At 59.3% G+C, this 16,621-nt stretch carries 13 protein-coding genes; 6 read left to right on the top strand and 7 right to left on the bottom strand.

Annotation, left to right across the window (positions count from 1 at the left end):
• Positions 1 to 92: 92 nt before the first annotated feature.
• Positions 93 to 590: a glutathione peroxidase gene (locus PMI29_RS08135; RefSeq protein WP_008001248.1), complete on the top strand. Its 498-nt coding sequence runs from the start codon at positions 93 to 95 to the stop codon at positions 588 to 590.
• 193 nt (positions 591 to 783) lie between these two features.
• Here the strand turns inward: PMI29_RS08135 and PMI29_RS08140 are convergent, their stop codons facing one another.
• The 3 genes from PMI29_RS08140 to PMI29_RS08150 form a co-directional block, all read right to left on the bottom strand.
• On the bottom strand, positions 784 to 2,055 hold the full coding sequence (locus PMI29_RS08140) for an OmpP1/FadL family transporter (protein ID WP_008001246.1): 1,272 nt from the start codon (positions 2,053 to 2,055) through the stop codon (positions 784 to 786).
• A gap of 146 nt (positions 2,056 to 2,201) precedes the next feature.
• On the bottom strand, positions 2,202 to 2,684 hold the full coding sequence (locus PMI29_RS08145) for a hypothetical protein (protein ID WP_007984504.1): 483 nt from the start codon (positions 2,682 to 2,684) through the stop codon (positions 2,202 to 2,204).
• 277 nt (positions 2,685 to 2,961) lie between these two features.
• On the bottom strand, positions 2,962 to 3,186 hold the full coding sequence (locus PMI29_RS08150; protein WP_008001244.1) for a hypothetical protein: 225 nt from the start codon (positions 3,184 to 3,186) through the stop codon (positions 2,962 to 2,964).
• Between the two features lie 1,007 nt (positions 3,187 to 4,193).
• Here PMI29_RS08150 and PMI29_RS0130345 point away from each other — a divergent pair.
• Both PMI29_RS0130345 and rmuC read left to right on the top strand, forming a co-directional pair.
• Entirely contained in the window at positions 4,194 to 4,517 is a 324-nt protein-coding gene (locus PMI29_RS0130345; protein WP_033052581.1) for a hypothetical protein, read from the top strand.
• A 175-nt stretch (positions 4,518 to 4,692) separates the two neighbouring features.
• On the top strand, positions 4,693 to 6,057 hold the full coding sequence (gene rmuC / locus PMI29_RS08155) for a DNA recombination protein RmuC (RefSeq protein ID WP_177323283.1): 1,365 nt from the start codon (positions 4,693 to 4,695) through the stop codon (positions 6,055 to 6,057).
• Positions 6,058 to 6,170: 113 nt separating this feature from the next.
• Here the strand turns inward: rmuC and PMI29_RS08160 are convergent, their stop codons facing one another.
• Both PMI29_RS08160 and PMI29_RS08165 read right to left on the bottom strand, forming a co-directional pair.
• Positions 6,171 to 9,641 carry a hybrid sensor histidine kinase/response regulator gene (locus PMI29_RS08160; protein ID WP_008001236.1) on the bottom strand — a complete coding sequence of 1,157 codons (3,471 nt, stop codon included), beginning with the start codon at positions 9,639 to 9,641 and terminating at the stop codon, positions 6,171 to 6,173.
• Positions 9,642 to 9,869: 228 nt separating this feature from the next.
• Positions 9,870 to 10,406 carry a TetR/AcrR family transcriptional regulator gene (locus PMI29_RS08165; RefSeq protein ID WP_008001234.1) on the bottom strand — a complete coding sequence of 179 codons (537 nt, stop codon included), beginning with the start codon at positions 10,404 to 10,406 and terminating at the stop codon, positions 9,870 to 9,872.
• Positions 10,407 to 10,520: 114 nt separating this feature from the next.
• On the opposite strand from PMI29_RS08165, the gene PMI29_RS08170 reads away from it, so the two are divergent.
• The 3 genes from PMI29_RS08170 (at position 10,521) to PMI29_RS08180 (ending at position 14,939) form a co-directional block, all read left to right on the top strand.
• The gene (locus tag PMI29_RS08170; RefSeq protein ID WP_008001232.1) at positions 10,521 to 11,711 is read left to right on the top strand and encodes an MFS transporter; all 1,191 of its coding nucleotides are present in this window, start codon (positions 10,521 to 10,523) and stop codon (positions 11,709 to 11,711) included.
• A gap of 105 nt (positions 11,712 to 11,816) precedes the next feature.
• On the top strand, positions 11,817 to 12,968 hold the full coding sequence (locus PMI29_RS08175; RefSeq protein ID WP_008001230.1) for a TDT family transporter: 1,152 nt from the start codon (positions 11,817 to 11,819) through the stop codon (positions 12,966 to 12,968).
• A gap of 96 nt (positions 12,969 to 13,064) precedes the next feature.
• Positions 13,065 to 14,939 carry an MFS transporter gene (locus PMI29_RS08180; RefSeq protein ID WP_008001228.1) on the top strand — a complete coding sequence of 625 codons (1,875 nt, stop codon included), beginning with the start codon at positions 13,065 to 13,067 and terminating at the stop codon, positions 14,937 to 14,939.
• Between the two features lie 124 nt (positions 14,940 to 15,063).
• On the opposite strand, the gene sugE is transcribed toward PMI29_RS08180, so the two are convergent.
• A complete protein-coding gene (gene sugE, locus PMI29_RS08185) occupies positions 15,064 to 15,378 on the bottom strand; it encodes a quaternary ammonium compound efflux SMR transporter SugE (RefSeq protein ID WP_008001227.1) in 315 nt (104 codons plus the stop codon).
• Positions 15,379 to 15,522: 144 nt separating this feature from the next.
• Positions 15,523 to 16,488: a bile acid:sodium symporter family protein gene (locus tag PMI29_RS08190; RefSeq protein ID WP_008001225.1), complete on the bottom strand. Its 966-nt coding sequence runs from the start codon at positions 16,486 to 16,488 to the stop codon at positions 15,523 to 15,525.
• Between the last annotated feature and the right edge of the window lie 133 nt (positions 16,489 to 16,621).

Here is a 16,621-nt window from a genome sequence, read left to right as displayed (position 1 = left end):
CTGGCGCTTTTGCAGTTGGGCATGGGGACTTGCTAGGGGGATGGCGGGGCGAGTAACGTCGAATCCTGACGATTTCTCAAGGATGTCCAGACATGTTGATGCGCTGGCTTGCAGTTCCTGCGTTACTGGTCGCGTTCACCGGGTTGGCTCAAGCGGCAGATTGCCCGGATCTTTTGCAAGGCTCTTTGCCCAAGTTGCATGCCAGGGAATCCATCGATTTGTGCCAGCGCTTCGCCGATAAACCGTTGGTGGTGGTCAATACCGCAAGCTTCTGTGGCTTTGCTCCGCAGTTCAAAAGCCTTGAGGCGCTGAACCAGCGCTTCAAGGGTCAAGGGCTGGAGGTGATTGGCGTTCCGTCCAACGACTTCAAGCAAGAGTCAAAGGATGGCGCCGAGACTGCCAAGGTCTGCTACGTCAACTATGGCGTGACCTTCACCATGACCGAGCCGCAAAAGGTTCGTGGCGAAGAGGCGACGCACTTGTTCAAGGTTCTCGCCAGTTTTTCCAGCCTGACCAAGCCGGATGATCCCGAACTCATCGCCGCGGTAGAAAAAGCCCTGGCTTCGCCACCTCTCGTTTCGACCCCCTGACCTGTAGGAGCGAGCCTGCTCGCGAAAATCTCTAGGCGCCTCGTTCATCCAGTAAGCACGCGTCATCGTTCGCGTTCATCGCGAGCATTCGAGCGTCGACCGGCTGCTCCTGCAAATGAAAAGCCCCGCCTCCGTGAGGAGAGCGGGGCTTTTTCGATTCCGATGGCGAGCGGTTCAGGCTTGCCGGGAATCATCAGAAGCGGTAGGTCGCACCGACACCGAAACCGTTGGCGCTGTTTTCGTACTTGGCGCTGTAACTGTCTACCAGGTTGGAGTGATTCACCTTGACAGCTTCTTCCTTCAGGTAGGAGTAGGCGACGTCGATGGTCAGATCATCGGTGACGTTGTAGCCGGCGCCAAGGCTGAAGATTGTGCGGTCACCTGTAGGAATACGTGGGGATCGGTCGGTATTGTTGGTAGGCGACTGGTCAAAGCTCAGGCCGGTGCGCAATACCCACTGCTTATTCAGCTGGTAGGAGGTACCGATGGCGTAGGCCCAGGTATCGTGCCAGTTCTGCTCTTCCGTAATGGTACTGAACAGGGCCGGGGACAATGCACCGCCTTGTGCCGCTGTTACGCCGTCGTTGTTGACGGTGATGTCTTTCAAACGGCTCCAGCGAGTCCAGGTGGAACCTGCATAGAGGGTCCACGCATCCGTCAGCTGTTGTGTCACGGAGAAGTCGACAGATTCAGGTGTTTCGATTTTCAGCGAAGCATCGTATCGATTGCTTTTCAGGAAGGCGGAAGGTGAATTTGCGCCTGCGGTGATATCGGTATGACCTTCAATCTTGTATTTCACTTTCGAGTGATAGGTCAGGCCGACACGAGTGGTGTCTGTTGCTTGTACCAGGACCCCGAAGTTGTAGCCAAGAGCGACATCATCCCCTTTGATTTTGACGTGGGTATCGCCAAAAAGAGGTACATCCGACTCCAGAGTGCCGCCAATGCGGTTGATGGTCGGGCCGAAACCAATCGAAACTTTGTCGTTAAAGGCGTAGCTGACGGTAGGCTGGAAGGTGACAACCTTGACTTCGCTCTTGCTGCCGAAACCGGCACCCTGGAAGCCATTTTCATAGTCGGTAATCAGACCAAAAGGTGCGTAGACACCGAGGCCGAATGCCCAGTGATCATCAATCGGCTTGACGTAATAGCCCATCGGAACGGCTGTGAATGGCACCATGTCGCCTTTGTTGGTACCCGGGTGGGCGCCTTGGGCGTCTTTGATATCAGACGAGGCATCGATAGCTGCGATCCCGCCAGTGACTTCCTGGCGCTTGATTCGCGACATGCCGGCAGGGTTGCCAAAAACAGTGCTTGCATCATCGGCAGATGAAGAGCGTCCCGCAAAACCAGTCCCCATTCCACTGATGCTCTGTTCGTTGAGGGCAAAGCCACTCGCGAAGATCTGGGTGGATGCCAAGGCAACGGCGAGGCTAAGGGTGGTTTTGAGCATTACTTTTTTCATTATTAGAACTCCGGGTGATCACCGGGGCGAAAATTACCAACATTTTCGTCCCGGCGCCATAGGCTGTATGCCTTGATTTAGAGCGGTTTTGTAGGACAATCCGACCAGAATCGCGGCGTGTTGCGCGATTTTTGGATCCAGAGGTGTCAGCAGGCTACCTGATTCAGGGGTGAAACACAGGTTTGCCAGGCGCAGGTGAAATCACGCAGACGCCCTTGGGGCTGAAAGGTCTGGCGCCAGATTCTGGCCATACCCAACAAGTCATCAGGGGCGGGGAGGGGGGTATTCTGTTCTTCCACCAGCAGCCAGGCGATGGCTGTGGCGTAACGCAGGTTGACGGTCAGTTCGAGGTGCGGGCCACTCAGAAACGCATGCTGGCTGGCCAGGCCGCGGACCAGGCTCGCACGTTCCGGATCAAGGGCCAGGTAATGGTCCCAAAGGGCCTGGTGGCGGGGCTCGGCAATGCGGTACAGGCCGTGCCCGCGGCGGTCATGCAGAGCGGAACCGAGGGCTGACTGGCTGGCGGCAATGCCCAGCAGCAGGGATTCGGCAGTAGCGCTATGACGTCCGAGGTAGATCAAGGTCGGACGAATCACGTAGCGGCACAGTTCGCTGGCAGCGATACCCATAAAACCCTCGAAACCTGAATTGGACGGCGATACCTGAAAGGGGGGCTTGGCAGCAGTGAATCGACTCAGGCTCGCCGCAAGCGGGTCAAGCCGCTTGAGTTGAAGTGTAGTGTCATATTCGCGCTGTAAAGGCCTGTTTTTAAAATATTTCCAGCGAGCAGTTATAACCGTTATATCGGATCGTGCTTAGTCGTGGTTCGATGGGGAGGGAAACATCGGGCAATAAAAAGCCCTGCTTTTCGGGCAGGGCTTTCGGGTTTCCAGCCTTTCTGGCGTTTCAGGCAATCAGTGCCTGACGGGTACGCTCGATCACGGCCTGCAGCGGCTCGGCGCTGGAGTATTGATCGGGGTACAGGCGTTCGCTGTGACGAGCAATACCGTGTTCGTTGACCAGGGTGAAGCTGAAGCAGCCTTTGCGAGCGGCCATGATCAGGCAGTTCATTGGAGCAAAAGCGTTGGTTAGGGTGCGAATGGCATCCTGAGTGTGGATTTGAGAAGACATTAATGGTGTTCCTGCATATGACACGGATAAGAACCGTGCAACGTTAAAACGTTCCAGTAACGCCGATCACCATTGATCGAACGAAGAACCCGACTGGAACAAAGCAGCCAGTTTGAAGCGCTGACAAGTTGGCGCGCTTGGGCTGGCAGGTAGGTACTTAGGAGGGCAGGCAACACATCAAGGGCAAAGGTTCTGGGCCCGGGGTGAAGATCCTGATCAATTTGCAGGTTGGTTCGAGCAGAGTAAGCAGGCGGAACAACACCCTTTGCTTTCGATTCAAAGGTTGTGTTGGCGCAAGATTTACCTGGAAACCATCGAGGTGGTCGATCCCGCTTGTTCGGTGGAGGCTTCAGTCGGGAAGGCTGACCGGGGGGATTTGTTCGACCAGAATTGACTTTCAGCTTGGTACTAACGCCGCGGATACTAACGGATTGAACTGGCCAAGGGAAGTGTGTTAGCAAAAAGAATTTCCCGGCAGGTGCTGAATCGGGGTGTTTTTGCCTTGTAGATAAGCGTATGAAGCTGCGCTGCCTCCGATGGATACGCCCTGTAGCAGAGCAAAATCCGACCATCGGTCATCGACGTTGGTAGCAACGCAGCCGTCTAAACACCGGGTTTGCCAAGGCTTATCCCCAGGCATGACAAAAAAATGCGCCGAAAAAGTGCATGGATGTAACCGTCGCAAAGGCACTTGTGCACATTAGTTGCGCAGTCTGTCACCCCGCTGTCATCTCACGTTCAAGCGCAATGGCTGCCTGTAACGAAAATTTAAGTCAATGAAAAACATCGCTTTTTTTTACTGGTGAAAAAATCGTCAGTTTGACTGCGAGCCCCATTCCACAGGGCTTTGAGCGAGTTCGAGGGCGGTTGTCCACTGAGTTATCCACAGCTTCTGTGGATTGTCCCGAGCGCTTGCTCTAGCACGGGCGTGCCGGGATATTTTCAGCTTTACCTGTAAGAAAAAGAGAGTAAAGTTGCGCGCCTTCTGATCTGCCCCACAGTGCTTTATGAAGTTTCGCTCAGCCCCTGTTTCCTCTTCCTCCACAATACCCTCTGTTGCCCCTACCAAGCGCTTTTCCATGCGCGTGGCGGAGTGGCTGTTGGACAGTCCGCATCTGGGTGAAAACCGTAACGTCAAACACATCGCCGGACGTTTGCTCAAGCAACCGGCCCGTGAAGGCGTGGTGGCTGCGCAAAGCCGCCTTGGCCAGTTGATGTGCCGGGAGTGCGGGAACGCCCGGGACCGCCGGATCGGCCAGGACCTGCTGCGTCAGGCCGCTAGGGCAGGCGATCGCCGCGCTCAACAGGAACTGGGGCTGATCGAAGACTGAGCTGTCCAAGACCGGACGCCTTGGTTAACCTTCAGGCTTTATCCGAATGGCAGGAGTGGCTATGGCAATGGACTTGACCAGCGTATTGCTGGGCCTGGCAGCGGCTGCGTTGCCGTTGCTGGTATTGGCCTGGCAACTTCAGCGTCGGGCCAGCACCACGCAAGCGGACGTTGCACTGCTGCAGGAGCGCCTGGCCATGGCGCAACTGGTGCAGGACGGATTGAATGCACAGCTCGAATCCAGCCGTGATGAAGTCGCTGATCTGACCCAGGCCAACGCCGCCAAACAGGCTGATCTGGCTGCGCTGCGTCGTGAAGTCGAACTGCTGCAGATCGAGCGCGACGACGCCCGGGACGCCGCCCATGCGTGGAATATCGAGCGCGCCGGCAAGGAAGCCGAATTGCGCCGCCTGGATGCCCAGGCCGCGTCGCTCAACGCCGAATTGCGCGAGCAACAGGACAGTCACCAGCAACGCCTCAACGACCTGCAAGGTTCGCGAGACGAGTTGCGTGCGCAGTTTGCCGAGCTGGCGGGGAAAATTTTCGATGAGCGCGAGCAGCGTTTTGCCGAAACCAGTCAACAGCGTCTGGGGCAATTGCTCGATCCACTCAAGGAACGCATCCAGTCCTTCGAAAAGCGTGTCGAGGAAAGCTATCAGAACGAGGCTCGCGAGCGATTCTCCCTGGCCAGGGAACTGGAGCGCCTGCAGCAGTTGAATCTGCGCTTGAGCGACGAAGCCACCAACCTGACCCGCGCCTTGAAAGGGCAGAAGACCCAGGGCAATTGGGGCGAACTGATTCTTGAGCGTGTGCTTGAGCATGCGGGGCTGGAGAAGGGTCGCGAGTACCAGACTCAGGTCAATCTCAAGGGACCGGACGGCGAGCGCTTCCAGCCGGACGTGATCATTTATCTGCCGGGCGACAAGCAGGTGGTGGTCGACTCCAAGGTCAGCCTGACTGCCTATCAGCAATACGTCGCGGCTGAGGACGAGGCCATCGGCCAGATCGCCATCAAGCAGCACGTGCTGTCGTTGCGCAATCACGTCAAAGGCCTGGCCGGCAAGGATTACAAACGCCTCGATGGCTTGCACAGCCTGGATTTCGTGTTGCTCTTCGTGCCGATCGAAGCGGCGTTTTCTGCCGCGTTGCAGGCCGAGCCAACGCTGTTCCAGGAGGCATTCGATCGCAACATCGTGATCGTCAGCCCTACCACGTTGCTGGCGACCCTGCGCGTCATCGACAGCCTGTGGAAGCAGGAGCGCCAGAGCCAGAATGCCCGGGAAATCGCCGAACGGGCCGGGTGGCTGTACGACAAGTTCGTGCTGTTCATCCAGGACCTGGATGAAGTCGGCAATCGCCTGCAGCAGCTGGACAAAGCCTACAGTTCGGCACGCAACAAGCTGACAGAAGGGCGTGGCAACCTGGTCAGTCGCAGTGAACAGCTCAAGCTGCTGGGGGCACGGGCGAGCAAGAGCCTGCCGGCGGATTTGCTGGAGCGGGCGATGACGGATGTCGATGGGTTGGTCGAGTTACCGGAATAGCTGAAAAGCATCGCGAGCAAGCTCGCTCCCACAGTTGACCGCGTACCCCCTGTGGGAGCGAGCTTGCTCGCGATGACGGCAGTCGCACCACCGCAAAGGTCAAGCCTTGCGCGTTACAACGGCAAATACCGGCTCAACAACGCACGCAACGCCGCCGGTTTCACCGGTTTGGCCAGGTAATCCAGCCCTGCGGCATGTACTTGGTCGACCGTCTCCGGCCGGCCATCGGCGCTGATCACCACCCCCGGAACCGGCTCGCCCATTTGCGTGCGCAACCAGGCCATCAAATCGGTTCCGGTCTCGCCATGATCGAGGTGGTAATCCACCAGCGCCAATTGCGGGCGTACGCCTTCGCCCAGCAGCGTTGCGCATTCCTCGCGATTGCGCGCGGTCCAGACCTGGCAACCCCAGCGACTGAGCAAGCTATTCATGCCGATCAGGATGCTGTCCTCGTTGTCGATACACAGCACCTGTGCCCCATTGAGCAATTTGCCATTGAGCTCGGCGACTTTGACCGGCGCTGCGGTTTGCGCCCGGGCCAGCGGCACGCTGACGCTGAACACGCTACCGCGTCCCGGCCAGGAGCGTACGCGCAAGGTATGGCCGAGCACGCGACAGAGCCCGTCGGCAATCGCCAGCCCCAGGCCGAGGCCTTTTTCGGCCCGGGTCTGGTGACTGTCGAGGCGCTTGAACTCTTCGAAAATCACCTGTCGTTTATCTTCCGGGATACCCGGCCCACGGTCCCAGACTTCCAGGCTCAATGCTTCCTTATGCCGGCGAACCCCCAGTAGCACAGGGCCTTTGGCGTAGCGGAAGGCGTTGGTCAGGAAGTTCTGCAAGATCCGCCGCAACAGTTTGATGTCGCTGTCGATACGTAGCCTGCTGCCCCGGACGCGGAACTCCAGCCCTTGTTCCCGGGCCAGTACCTTGAATTCGGCGCCGAGGGTGTCGAACAATTCATTTAGCGCGAACGGCTTGGCATCCGGATTGATCTTGCCGTTTTCCAGGCGGGAAATATCCAGCAAGTCACTGATCAGGTCCTCAGCTGAACGCAGTGAGCTGTCCAGATGCCGCACCAGTTTTTGCGCCTCGTCGGACAGGCCCTCCTCCTGATGGGTCAGGGCTGCGGAAAACAGTCGAGCAGCGTTCAAAGGTTGCATCAAGTCATGGCTGACGGCCGTCAGGAAACGGGTTTTCGACTGATTGGCCGCTTCGGCGGTGCCCTTGGCTTCGGTCAGGGCCACGTTGAGCTGCGACAGTTCATGGGTACGTTCCGCCACCCGCTGCTCCAGGCCCTCGTTAGCTTCGGTCAGCGCGTATTCGGCTTCGCGGAACGGGGTGATGTCGGTGAAACTCATGACGAAGCCGCCGCCCGGCATCGGGTTGCCGATCAGTTCGATCACCCGGCCGTTGGGGAACAAGCGTTCGGAAGTATGCGCTCGTCCCTGACGCATCCAGTGCAGGCGACGGGCGACGTGCACTTCGGCTTCACCGGGGCCGCAAAGGCCACGCTCGGCGTTGTAGCGGATGATATCGGCAATCGGCCGACCGACGCTGATCAAGCCGTCCGGGTAGTTGAACAGCTCCAGGTAGCGACGGTTCCAGGCCACCAGTTTCAGCGACTGGTCGACCACGCTGATGCCCTGGGTAATGTTTTCGATAGCCCCTTGCAGCAACGCTCGATTGAATTGCAGGACTTCAGAGGCTTCGTCGGCGATCCGTACGACGTCCTCCAGTTGCATCTCCCGACCTTCGATGGCGGCTTTTACCACTGCGCGAGTCGAAGAGGCACCGAGCACACCGGCCAGCAGGCGTTCGGTATGGGCGATCCATTCACCGTCGGCGTTCTGGTTCGGGTTGAAACCTTTGCCCTGGCGATAGGCAAAACGGATGAAGCTCTGACGGGCGCGTTCTTCGCCGACGAAGCGCGCCGCCAGTTGCAGCAGGTCGTCGATCTGTACGGCCAGCATCGAGCGTGCGCTAGGGCGGGCGCTGATTTCCTGGCCGATGAAGCGGCCTGCCTGCCAGTGCTCGGAAACCCGGGTGCGCGACAGCACCGAGACCCAGGCAAACAGCGTGAAGTTGCCGGCCAGCGACAGCACCACGCCCTGGGTCAGCGGGGTGATTGGCAGGTTCAGTGGATTACTGTGCAACCAGGCCAACCCCGGGAATGTACTCAAGGACAGGCCGAGGCTGAGGGCGGCTATCGGCAGGATCAAGGTGTAGAACCACAGGAACGTGCCCGCGGCGAGACCAGCGAAAACGCCCCGGCGGTTGGCCTGTTTCCAGTACAGCGCACCGAGCATGGCGGGGGCCAGTTGGGTCACGGCGGCGAAGGCGATCTGGCCAATGGTCGCCAGGCTGGCAGTCGAGCCCAGCAGGCGATAACTGACGTAGGCCAGCAGCAGAATGACCACGATGCTGACGCGGCGCACCGACAACATCCACTGGCGAAAAACTTCGAACGGGCGCTCGGCGTTATTGCGACGTAGCAGCCACGGCAACAACATGTCGTTGGAAACCATGGTCGACAGCGCCACGCTGGCCACAATCACCATGCCGGTGGCCGCCGATGCGCCACCGATAAACGCCAACAGGGCCAACGCCGGATGCGCCTGGGCCAGAGGCAGGCTGATGACGAACGAGTCCGGCAACACCGAACTGGGCAGCATCATCTGGCCGGCCAGCGCGATCGGCACGACAAACAATGCGGCGAGGGCGAGGTAGGCCGGAAATACCCATTTGGCCAGGCGCAGGTCCTGAGGCTCGATGTTCTCGACAACGGTCACGTGAAACTGCCGCGGCAAGCAAATGATCGCCATCATCGCCACACCGGTCTGCACCACCATCGACGGCCAGTTGATGGTTTCCTTCCAGTACTGTTCGAGTCGCGGTGCCAGCATGGCCTGGTCGAACAGGTCGTCGAAACCATCGTACAGGCCGTAGGTCACGAAGGCGCCGACGGCGAGAAACGCGAACAGCTTGACCAGTGATTCGAAGGCAATGGCCAACACCATGCCGCGGTGGTGTTCCGTGGCGTCGAGGTTGCGGGTACCGAAGACAATAGTGAACAGCGCCAATACCAGTGACACGATCAGTGCGGTGTCCTGGGCGCGGGTGCCCATGGCGTCGGCACCGGCGCCGATCAGCAGGTTCACGCCGAGCACAATGCCCTTGAGTTGCAGCGCGATGTAGGGCAACACGCCGACCAGGCAAATCAGCGCCACCACCACCGCCAATGACTGGGATTTGCCATAGCGCGCGGCGATGAAGTCGGCGATGGAGGTGATGTTCTCCTGTTTGCTGATCATCACCATTTTTTGCAGGACCCACGGCGCACCGACCAGCAACAGGATCGGCCCGAGGTAGATCGGCAGAAACGACCAGAGCTGTTCGGCGGCCTGGCCCACTGCGCCGAAGAAGGTCCAACTGGTGCAATAGACCGCCAGCGACAGGCTGTACACCCAGGCCCGCACACGCGGCGGCAAGGGCGCGCTGCGACGGTCGCCATAGAAGGCGATGGCGAACATGATGGCCATATAGGCCAGGGCGACGGCGGCAATCAACCCGCTGGACAGCGACATGGGAACTCCAGACAAAAGACACCCGGACCTCCCGCCCGGACAGACAGTCTCGCACGACCGCCAGCGTTAGTCAGTGTCGACCAAGGTCGTGGCGTGGCGGGGTGTCGCAGGGGGATTTGCAGTGTCTGGACTGGCCCCATCGCGAGCAAGCTCGCTCCCACATTCGAGCGGTTTCTTTCAGGAAAAACGCGATCAACTGTGGGAGCGAGCTTGCTCGCGATGGGGGCCTCACTGACTGAATGCAATCTCGATCAATTGGTGCAGCTCTTCAACCTCCAGCGCTGCCTCGGAAAACAGAATGCGGAAAACGATGGGGGCGGCGATCAGGTTGATCAGCCGATCGACACCCGGCACGGACTCGTTGGGAAAACGGTCGAGGATTGTCTGCAACTGCCCGCCAATGATCGTCGCGCAGTAACTTGGCTTGAGAGCCGCCTGTACGTCGCGCAGCATGTTGCGACCAGGTTCGGAGCTCATTTCGTCCAAGTACTGTTCGGCCCAGGCTCGAATATCGCCTCGCAGGCTGCCGGTGTGGGTGGGGTCGTTGTCGGGCTGCATGCGGGCGAGGGCGACGTCGGCCAGCAGCGCCGACAAATCACCCCAACGCCGATAGATGGTCGAGGGTGTAACGCCTGCGCGCGCAGCAATTTGCGGCACGGTCAGGCTCGCGCGATCCTGCTCCTCGAGGAGTTGACGCACGGCCGAATGAATCGACTCTTGTACCCGTGCGCTGCGTCCGCCCGGGCGTAAGGTGGGAGCTGTCATCCTGGGTTTCCTGTAAAAGCCATGCCTGGGACCTTAACACAAAGAATTTGCTTTAAGAGAGATCCAGTAGCACACTCCGCAAAAGCAAATAGTTAGCTTTTGCGGAGTAGGTCCATGACCAGTTCTCATTCAAACCGTGCCAGCCTGTGGTTTCTCGCCGTTACCTTGCTCAGTTTCCTGGCGGCCTCCACCGCGCCGACGCCGCTGTATCACCTGTATCAGGAGCAGATGCAGTTTTCGGCCGCGACCTTGACCCTGATTTTTGCCGTCTACGCCCTCAGTCTGTTGGCGGCGTTGCTGACGGTCGGATCGCTGTCGGATTACCTGGGGCGCAAACCGGTGATTTTCACAGCGGTGGTGCTGAACGTCCTGGCGATGCTGCTGTTTATCTACGCCGATAGCGTTGCGTGGCTGATCAGTGCCCGGGTGCTGCAAGGATTCGCCACCGGCATGGCTACCGCGGTGCTGGGCGCAACGCTGCTGGATACCGACCGTGAACGGGGGCCGCTGGTCAATAGCGTTGCACCGTTGACCGGTATGGCCATTGGCGGGTTGGGCTGCGGTGCGTTGGCCGAGTTCGCCCCGGCGCCGTTGCATCTGACGTTCTGGCTGCTGCTGGCTTTGTTTGTGATGCAGGCGTTGTATGTCTGGCGCTTGCCGGAAAGCGTCTCGCGGCAGGCCGGGGTTTGGGCTTCATTGCGACCTACACTGCATGTGCCGCTGCAAGCGCGCTCCACTTTGTGGCGGGTGCTGCCGCTCAATACTGCCCTGTGGGCTCTCGGCGGTTTCTACGCTTCCCTGGCGCCTTCGTTGGTGCGCACGGCCACGGGCTCGACCTCGAACATGATTGGCGGGGCGACCGTTGCCGCATTGACGTTGACCGGTGCGCTGATGATTTACAGCATGCGCAACCGACCCGCCGACAAGGCGTTATTATTGGGCGCCAGCATGATGCCAACGGGTGTCGTGCTGATTTTGCTGGGTGTGCACAGTGCCAGCCTGCTGCTGTTCTTCCTTGGCACCCTGGTCGCAGGGTGTGGTTTCGGTTCCGGTTTTCTTGGCACCTTGCGTAGTCTGGTGCCGCTGGCCTTGCCCCATGAGCGTGCCGGGCTGGTATCGGCGTATTACGCGCTCAGCTATCTCGCCTTCTGCCTGCCGTCGCTGCTGGCTGGGAACCTGAGCCGAACCCTCGGTTTAGTGGCGACCATCGACGGTTATGGAACGGTGTTGATTCTTCTGGCCCTTGGCGCATTGGCAGGTTTGATGCGCCCGCGTTCAGGCAGGGCATGTGAGGCCAGTTCCTGATTAAATATCTATGTAATAGATAACATATAGAGATATTACCCGTTATATAGATATTCTATTCGGATCTAACATGGGCTCTACCTCACGAGAGGACAGGAGTTCGCCATGACATGCGCCAATAGCATCAAGCCCGGAATCAAACCTTTCAGTCACCTGCAGCACCCACGCGAAGTGATCCGCCAGTTCACTCCCAACTGGTTCGCGGCCACCATGGGTACCGGTGTGCTGGCGTTGGCACTGGCGCAATTGCCGGTCGCCATGCCCACCGTGCACGCCTTTGCCGAAGCCCTCTGGCTGTTCAATATCGTGCTGTTTCTGCTGTTTACGGCGCTATACACGGCGCGTTGGGTGCTGTTTTTCGACGAAGCGCGGCGGATTTTCGGCCACTCCACGGTTTCGATGTTTTTCGGCACCATCCCCATGGGCCTGGCGACCATCATCAATGGCTTCCTGGTATTCGGCCTGCCGCGCTGGGGCGAAGGGGTGATTTCGCTGGCCGAGCTGCTGTGGTGGCTGGATGTGGCCATGTCGCTGGCCTGCGGTGTGCTGATCCCCTACATGATGTTCACCCGTCAGGAGCACAGCATCGACCAGATGACCGCTGTCTGGCTGTTGCCGGTGGTCGCGGCGGAAGTGGCGGCCGCCAGCGGTGGTCTGTTGGCGCCGCATTTGGCCGACGCTCATTCGCAACTGGTGGTGCTGGTGACCAGTTACGTGCTCTGGGCTTTTTCCCTGCCGGTGGCCTTCAGCATCCTGACCATTCTGTTGCTGCGCATGGCCCTGCATAAACTGCCCCACGAAAACATGGCTGCCTCGAGCTGGCTGGCCCTTGGCCCGATCGGCACCGGTGCGTTGGGCATGCTGGTGCTGGGCGGCGATGCACCGCTGATCTTCTCCGCCAATGGTCTGCCGGGAGTCGGTGAAATTGCGGCAGGATTGGGGCTGGTGGCCGGCATCACCCTGTGGGGTTTCGGCCTGTGGTGGATGCTGATGGCGCTGCTGATCACTGTGCGCTACTTGCGTGCCGGCATTCCGTTCAATCTCGGCTGGTGGGGCTTTACCTTTCCGCTGGGCGTCTATTCTTTAGCGACATTGAAACTGGCCAGCACCTTGAACCTGACGTTTTTCAATGTGTTTGGCTGTGTGCTGGTGGCGTTGCTGGCGGTGATGTGGCTGATTGTCGGCAAGCGCACGGTGCTGGGCGCCTGGCGGGGCGAGCTGTTTGTCTCGCCGTGCATTGCCGGATTGAAGAAATAACCGGCAAAGATTAGGTAAGGTGTGGCCTGAATCGGGTTTCGATACTCCAATTACAGTATCCAGGCCACTCTCTACATAATCAGGGACACATGGAAGATGAGTCACCCCTCACAGTTCACCTTGTTGCGTACCCGGCGCTTCCTGCCGTTCTTCATTACCCAGTCCCTTGGGGCGTTCAACGACAACGTGTTCAAGCAGTCGTTGATCCTGGCCATTTTGTACAAGCTGACCATCGAGGGTGACCGCTCTATCTGGGTCAACCTGTGTGCGCTGCTGTTCATCCTGCCGTTTTTCCTGTTCTCGGCCCTGGCCGGGCAATTCGGGGAAAAGTTCGCCAAGGATGCGCTGATCCGCCTGATCAAGCTTGGGGAAATCGCCATCATGGCAGTCGGCGCCGTCGGCTTCCTGTTCGATCATCTGTCGTTGATGCTGGTGGCGCTGTTCGCCATGGGCACCCATTCGGCGCTGTTCGGGCCGGTGAAGTACTCGATCCTGCCGCAGGCCCTGCGTGAGGATGAATTGGTAGGCGGCAACGGCCTGGTGGAAATGGGCACCTTCCTGGCGATCCTCGCCGGCACCATTGGCGCCGGGGTCATGATGTCTTCGGCGCATTACGCACCGGTGGTGTCCACGGCGATCATCGGCATTGCCGTGCTCGGCTACCTGGCCAGTCGCAGCATTCCCCGCGCGGCGGCCGCCACGCCGCAATTGCGCCTGAACTGGAACATCTTCAGTCAGTCCTGGGCCACATTGAAACTGGGCCTGGGGCAAACGCCGGCGGTGTCACGTTCGATTGTCGGCAACTCGTGGTTCTGGTTTGTCGGGGCGATTTATCTGACGCAGATCCCGGCCTATGCCAAGGAATGGATGCACGGCGACGAAACCGTGGTGACGCTGATTCTGACGGTGTTCTCGGTCGGCATCGCATTGGGTTCGATGCTGTGCGAGAAGCTCTCCGGGCGCAAAGTCGAGATTGGCCTGGTGCCGTTCGGATCGTTCGGCCTGACCGTATTCGGTCTGCTGCTGTGGTGGCATTCCGGCTCAATACCGGACAGCGCCGCCGGCCATGGCTGGATCGAAATCCTCGGTTTTGGCCACGCCTGGCTGGTGTTGCTCGACATCCTCGGCCTGGGCGTCTTCGGCGGTTTCTACATCGTGCCGTTGTACGCGCTGATCCAGTCACGCACAGCGGAGAACGAGCGGGCGCGGGTGATTGCCGCCAACAACATCCTCAATGCGTTGTTCATGGTGGTGTCGGCGATTGTCTCGATCGTCTTGCTGAGTGTGGCCAAGCTGTCGATTCCGCAGCTGTTCCTGGTGGTGTCGTTGCTGAACATCGGTGTCAACGCCTACATCTTCAAGATCGTCCCCGAGTTCACCATGCGTTTCATGATCTGGCTGCTCAGCCATTCCATGTACCGCGTCAAGCACCGCAACCTGGATCTGATCCCCGATGAAGGCGCGGCGTTGCTGGTGTGCAATCACGTGTCATTCGTCGATGCCTTGCTGATTGGCGGCGCGGTACGTCGGCCGATTCGCTTTGTGATGTATTACAAGATCTACAACCTGCCGGTGCTGAATTTCATCTTTCGTACCGCGGGGACGATTCCTATCGCGGGGCGTCATGAAGACATCCAGATCTACGAAAAGGCCTTCACGCGCATTGCCCGGTATCTGAAGGACGGTGAACTGGTGTGCATCTTCCCCGAGGGTAAATTGACCGCCGATGGCGAGATCAATGAGTTCAAGGGCGGGTTGACGCGGATTCTCGAAGAGACGCCGGTGCCGGTGATTCCATTGGCCTTGCAGGGGTTGTGGGGGAGTTTCTTCAGCCGCGATCCGGGTAAGGGGCTGTTTCACCGCCTGTGGTCGCGAGTGACGTTGGTGGCTGGGCCGGCGGTGGCGTTTGAAGTGGCGGAGCCGGCGAAGTTGCAGGCGTTGGTGGGGGAGTTGCGTGGGTCCGCTAGATAGCCGCTGGCTGTGCTGGCCTCATCGCGGGCAAGCCCGCTCCCACAATAATCGCAGGTGTACACAAAATGTGTGATTCACCTCCGGCCCTGTGGGAGCGAGCTTGCTCGCGATGGCGGTCTGAAAATCAAGCGCTGACCTTGAGCCCGACCAATCCGCTAATGATCAACGCCACACTCGCCAGCCTCACCAGCGCCATCGACTCGCCAAACAGAATGATCCCGGCGATCACCGTGCCAACGGCGCCGACACCGGTCCAGATCGCATAGGCCGTACCCAGCGGCAGTTCCTTCATTGCAAGGCCGAGCAAGCCAAGGCTGATAGCCATGGCCGTAACGGTCAACACAGTGGGGAGCGGGCGGGTGAAGCCGTCGGTGTACTTGAGGCCGACGGCCCAGCCCACTTCGAACAGGCCGGCGAAAAACAGAATGATCCAGGACATGAAAACCTCCATCGTCTGACGGGGTCGTCCCCTGATTAATGACTCGATCGAGCCGCGAGGTCGTCCTCGCGATGGGCAATATAGTGCCCAGCATTAACCCGGGGATCAAGTTTTCAGATCAAGATCGCGGATCAAGATCGCAAGTCAGTCACTGACCTGTTGCGCCGCTATTTCCCGATCCTGCTTTTCACTCATGCGGCGGAAATACGTGGAGAGCAATGCCCCGGAAATATTGTGCCAGACACTGAACAATGCACTTGGCACTGCCGCCAGTGGCGAAAAGTGAGCACTCGCCAACGCGGCACCTAATCCGGAGTTCTGCATGCCGACTTCCAGGGCCAGGGACTTGCGCTGAGCCAGAGGCAGCTTGAACAGGCGCCCGGTGAAGTAACCCAACAGGTAGCCAAAGCTGTTGTGCAGCATGACCACGGCCATGATCAACAGGCCGGACTCGGCAATCTTCGCCTGGCTGGCGGCGACGACTGCCGTGACGATGATCACGATGCTGACCACCGACACCAGCGGTAAAACGTCCACCGCATGACGGACCTTGTTGCCGAGCAACCGTTGGGCAACCACGCCCAGCACGATCGGCAGCAGCACCACTTGCAGGATCGACCAGAACAACTCCATGAACGACACCGGCAACCAGGCCGAGGCCAGCAGCCAGATCAGCGCCGGCGTCAGCAGTGGGGCGAGGAGGGTGGTGACGGCGGCGATGGCCACCGACAGCGCCAGGTCGCCACGGGCCAGCCAGGTCATCACGTTCGACGATGTGCCGCTTGGGCAGCAGCCGACCAGGATCACGCCGACGGCGATTTCCGGCGGCAAGTGGAACACCTGGCAGAGCAACCACGCCACGCCCGGCATGATCACGAAATGGGCAACCACGCCCAGAGCCACGCGCCATGGATGGCGAGCGACTTCGGCGAAGTCTTCAAGCTTGAGGGTCAGGCCCATGCCGAACATCACCAGCCCGAGCAAGGGCACGATGGCGCCTTTGAGGCCGAGGAACCACGCCGGCTGCAGGAACGCCACGACGGCGAAAATCAGTACCCAGTAAGCGAAGGTGTTACCGACAAAACGACTCAATGCAGCCAGTGCGCGCATGGCCTGATCCTTGTTTTAAGTGACGCTACAAAACCCCTGTAGGAGCGAGCTTGCTCGCGATGGTGTGTCAGACAAAGAGGGGCGACTGACACACCATCGCGAGCAAGCTGAACTGGCCTAATGATTTTGGACA

The sequence above is a fragment of the Pseudomonas sp. GM49 genome (assembly GCF_000282355.1).
In the GTDB taxonomy this organism is placed as follows: Bacteria; Pseudomonadota; Gammaproteobacteria; order Pseudomonadales; family Pseudomonadaceae; genus Aquipseudomonas.
This window is presented reverse-complemented; position numbering and strand designations above follow the sequence as displayed.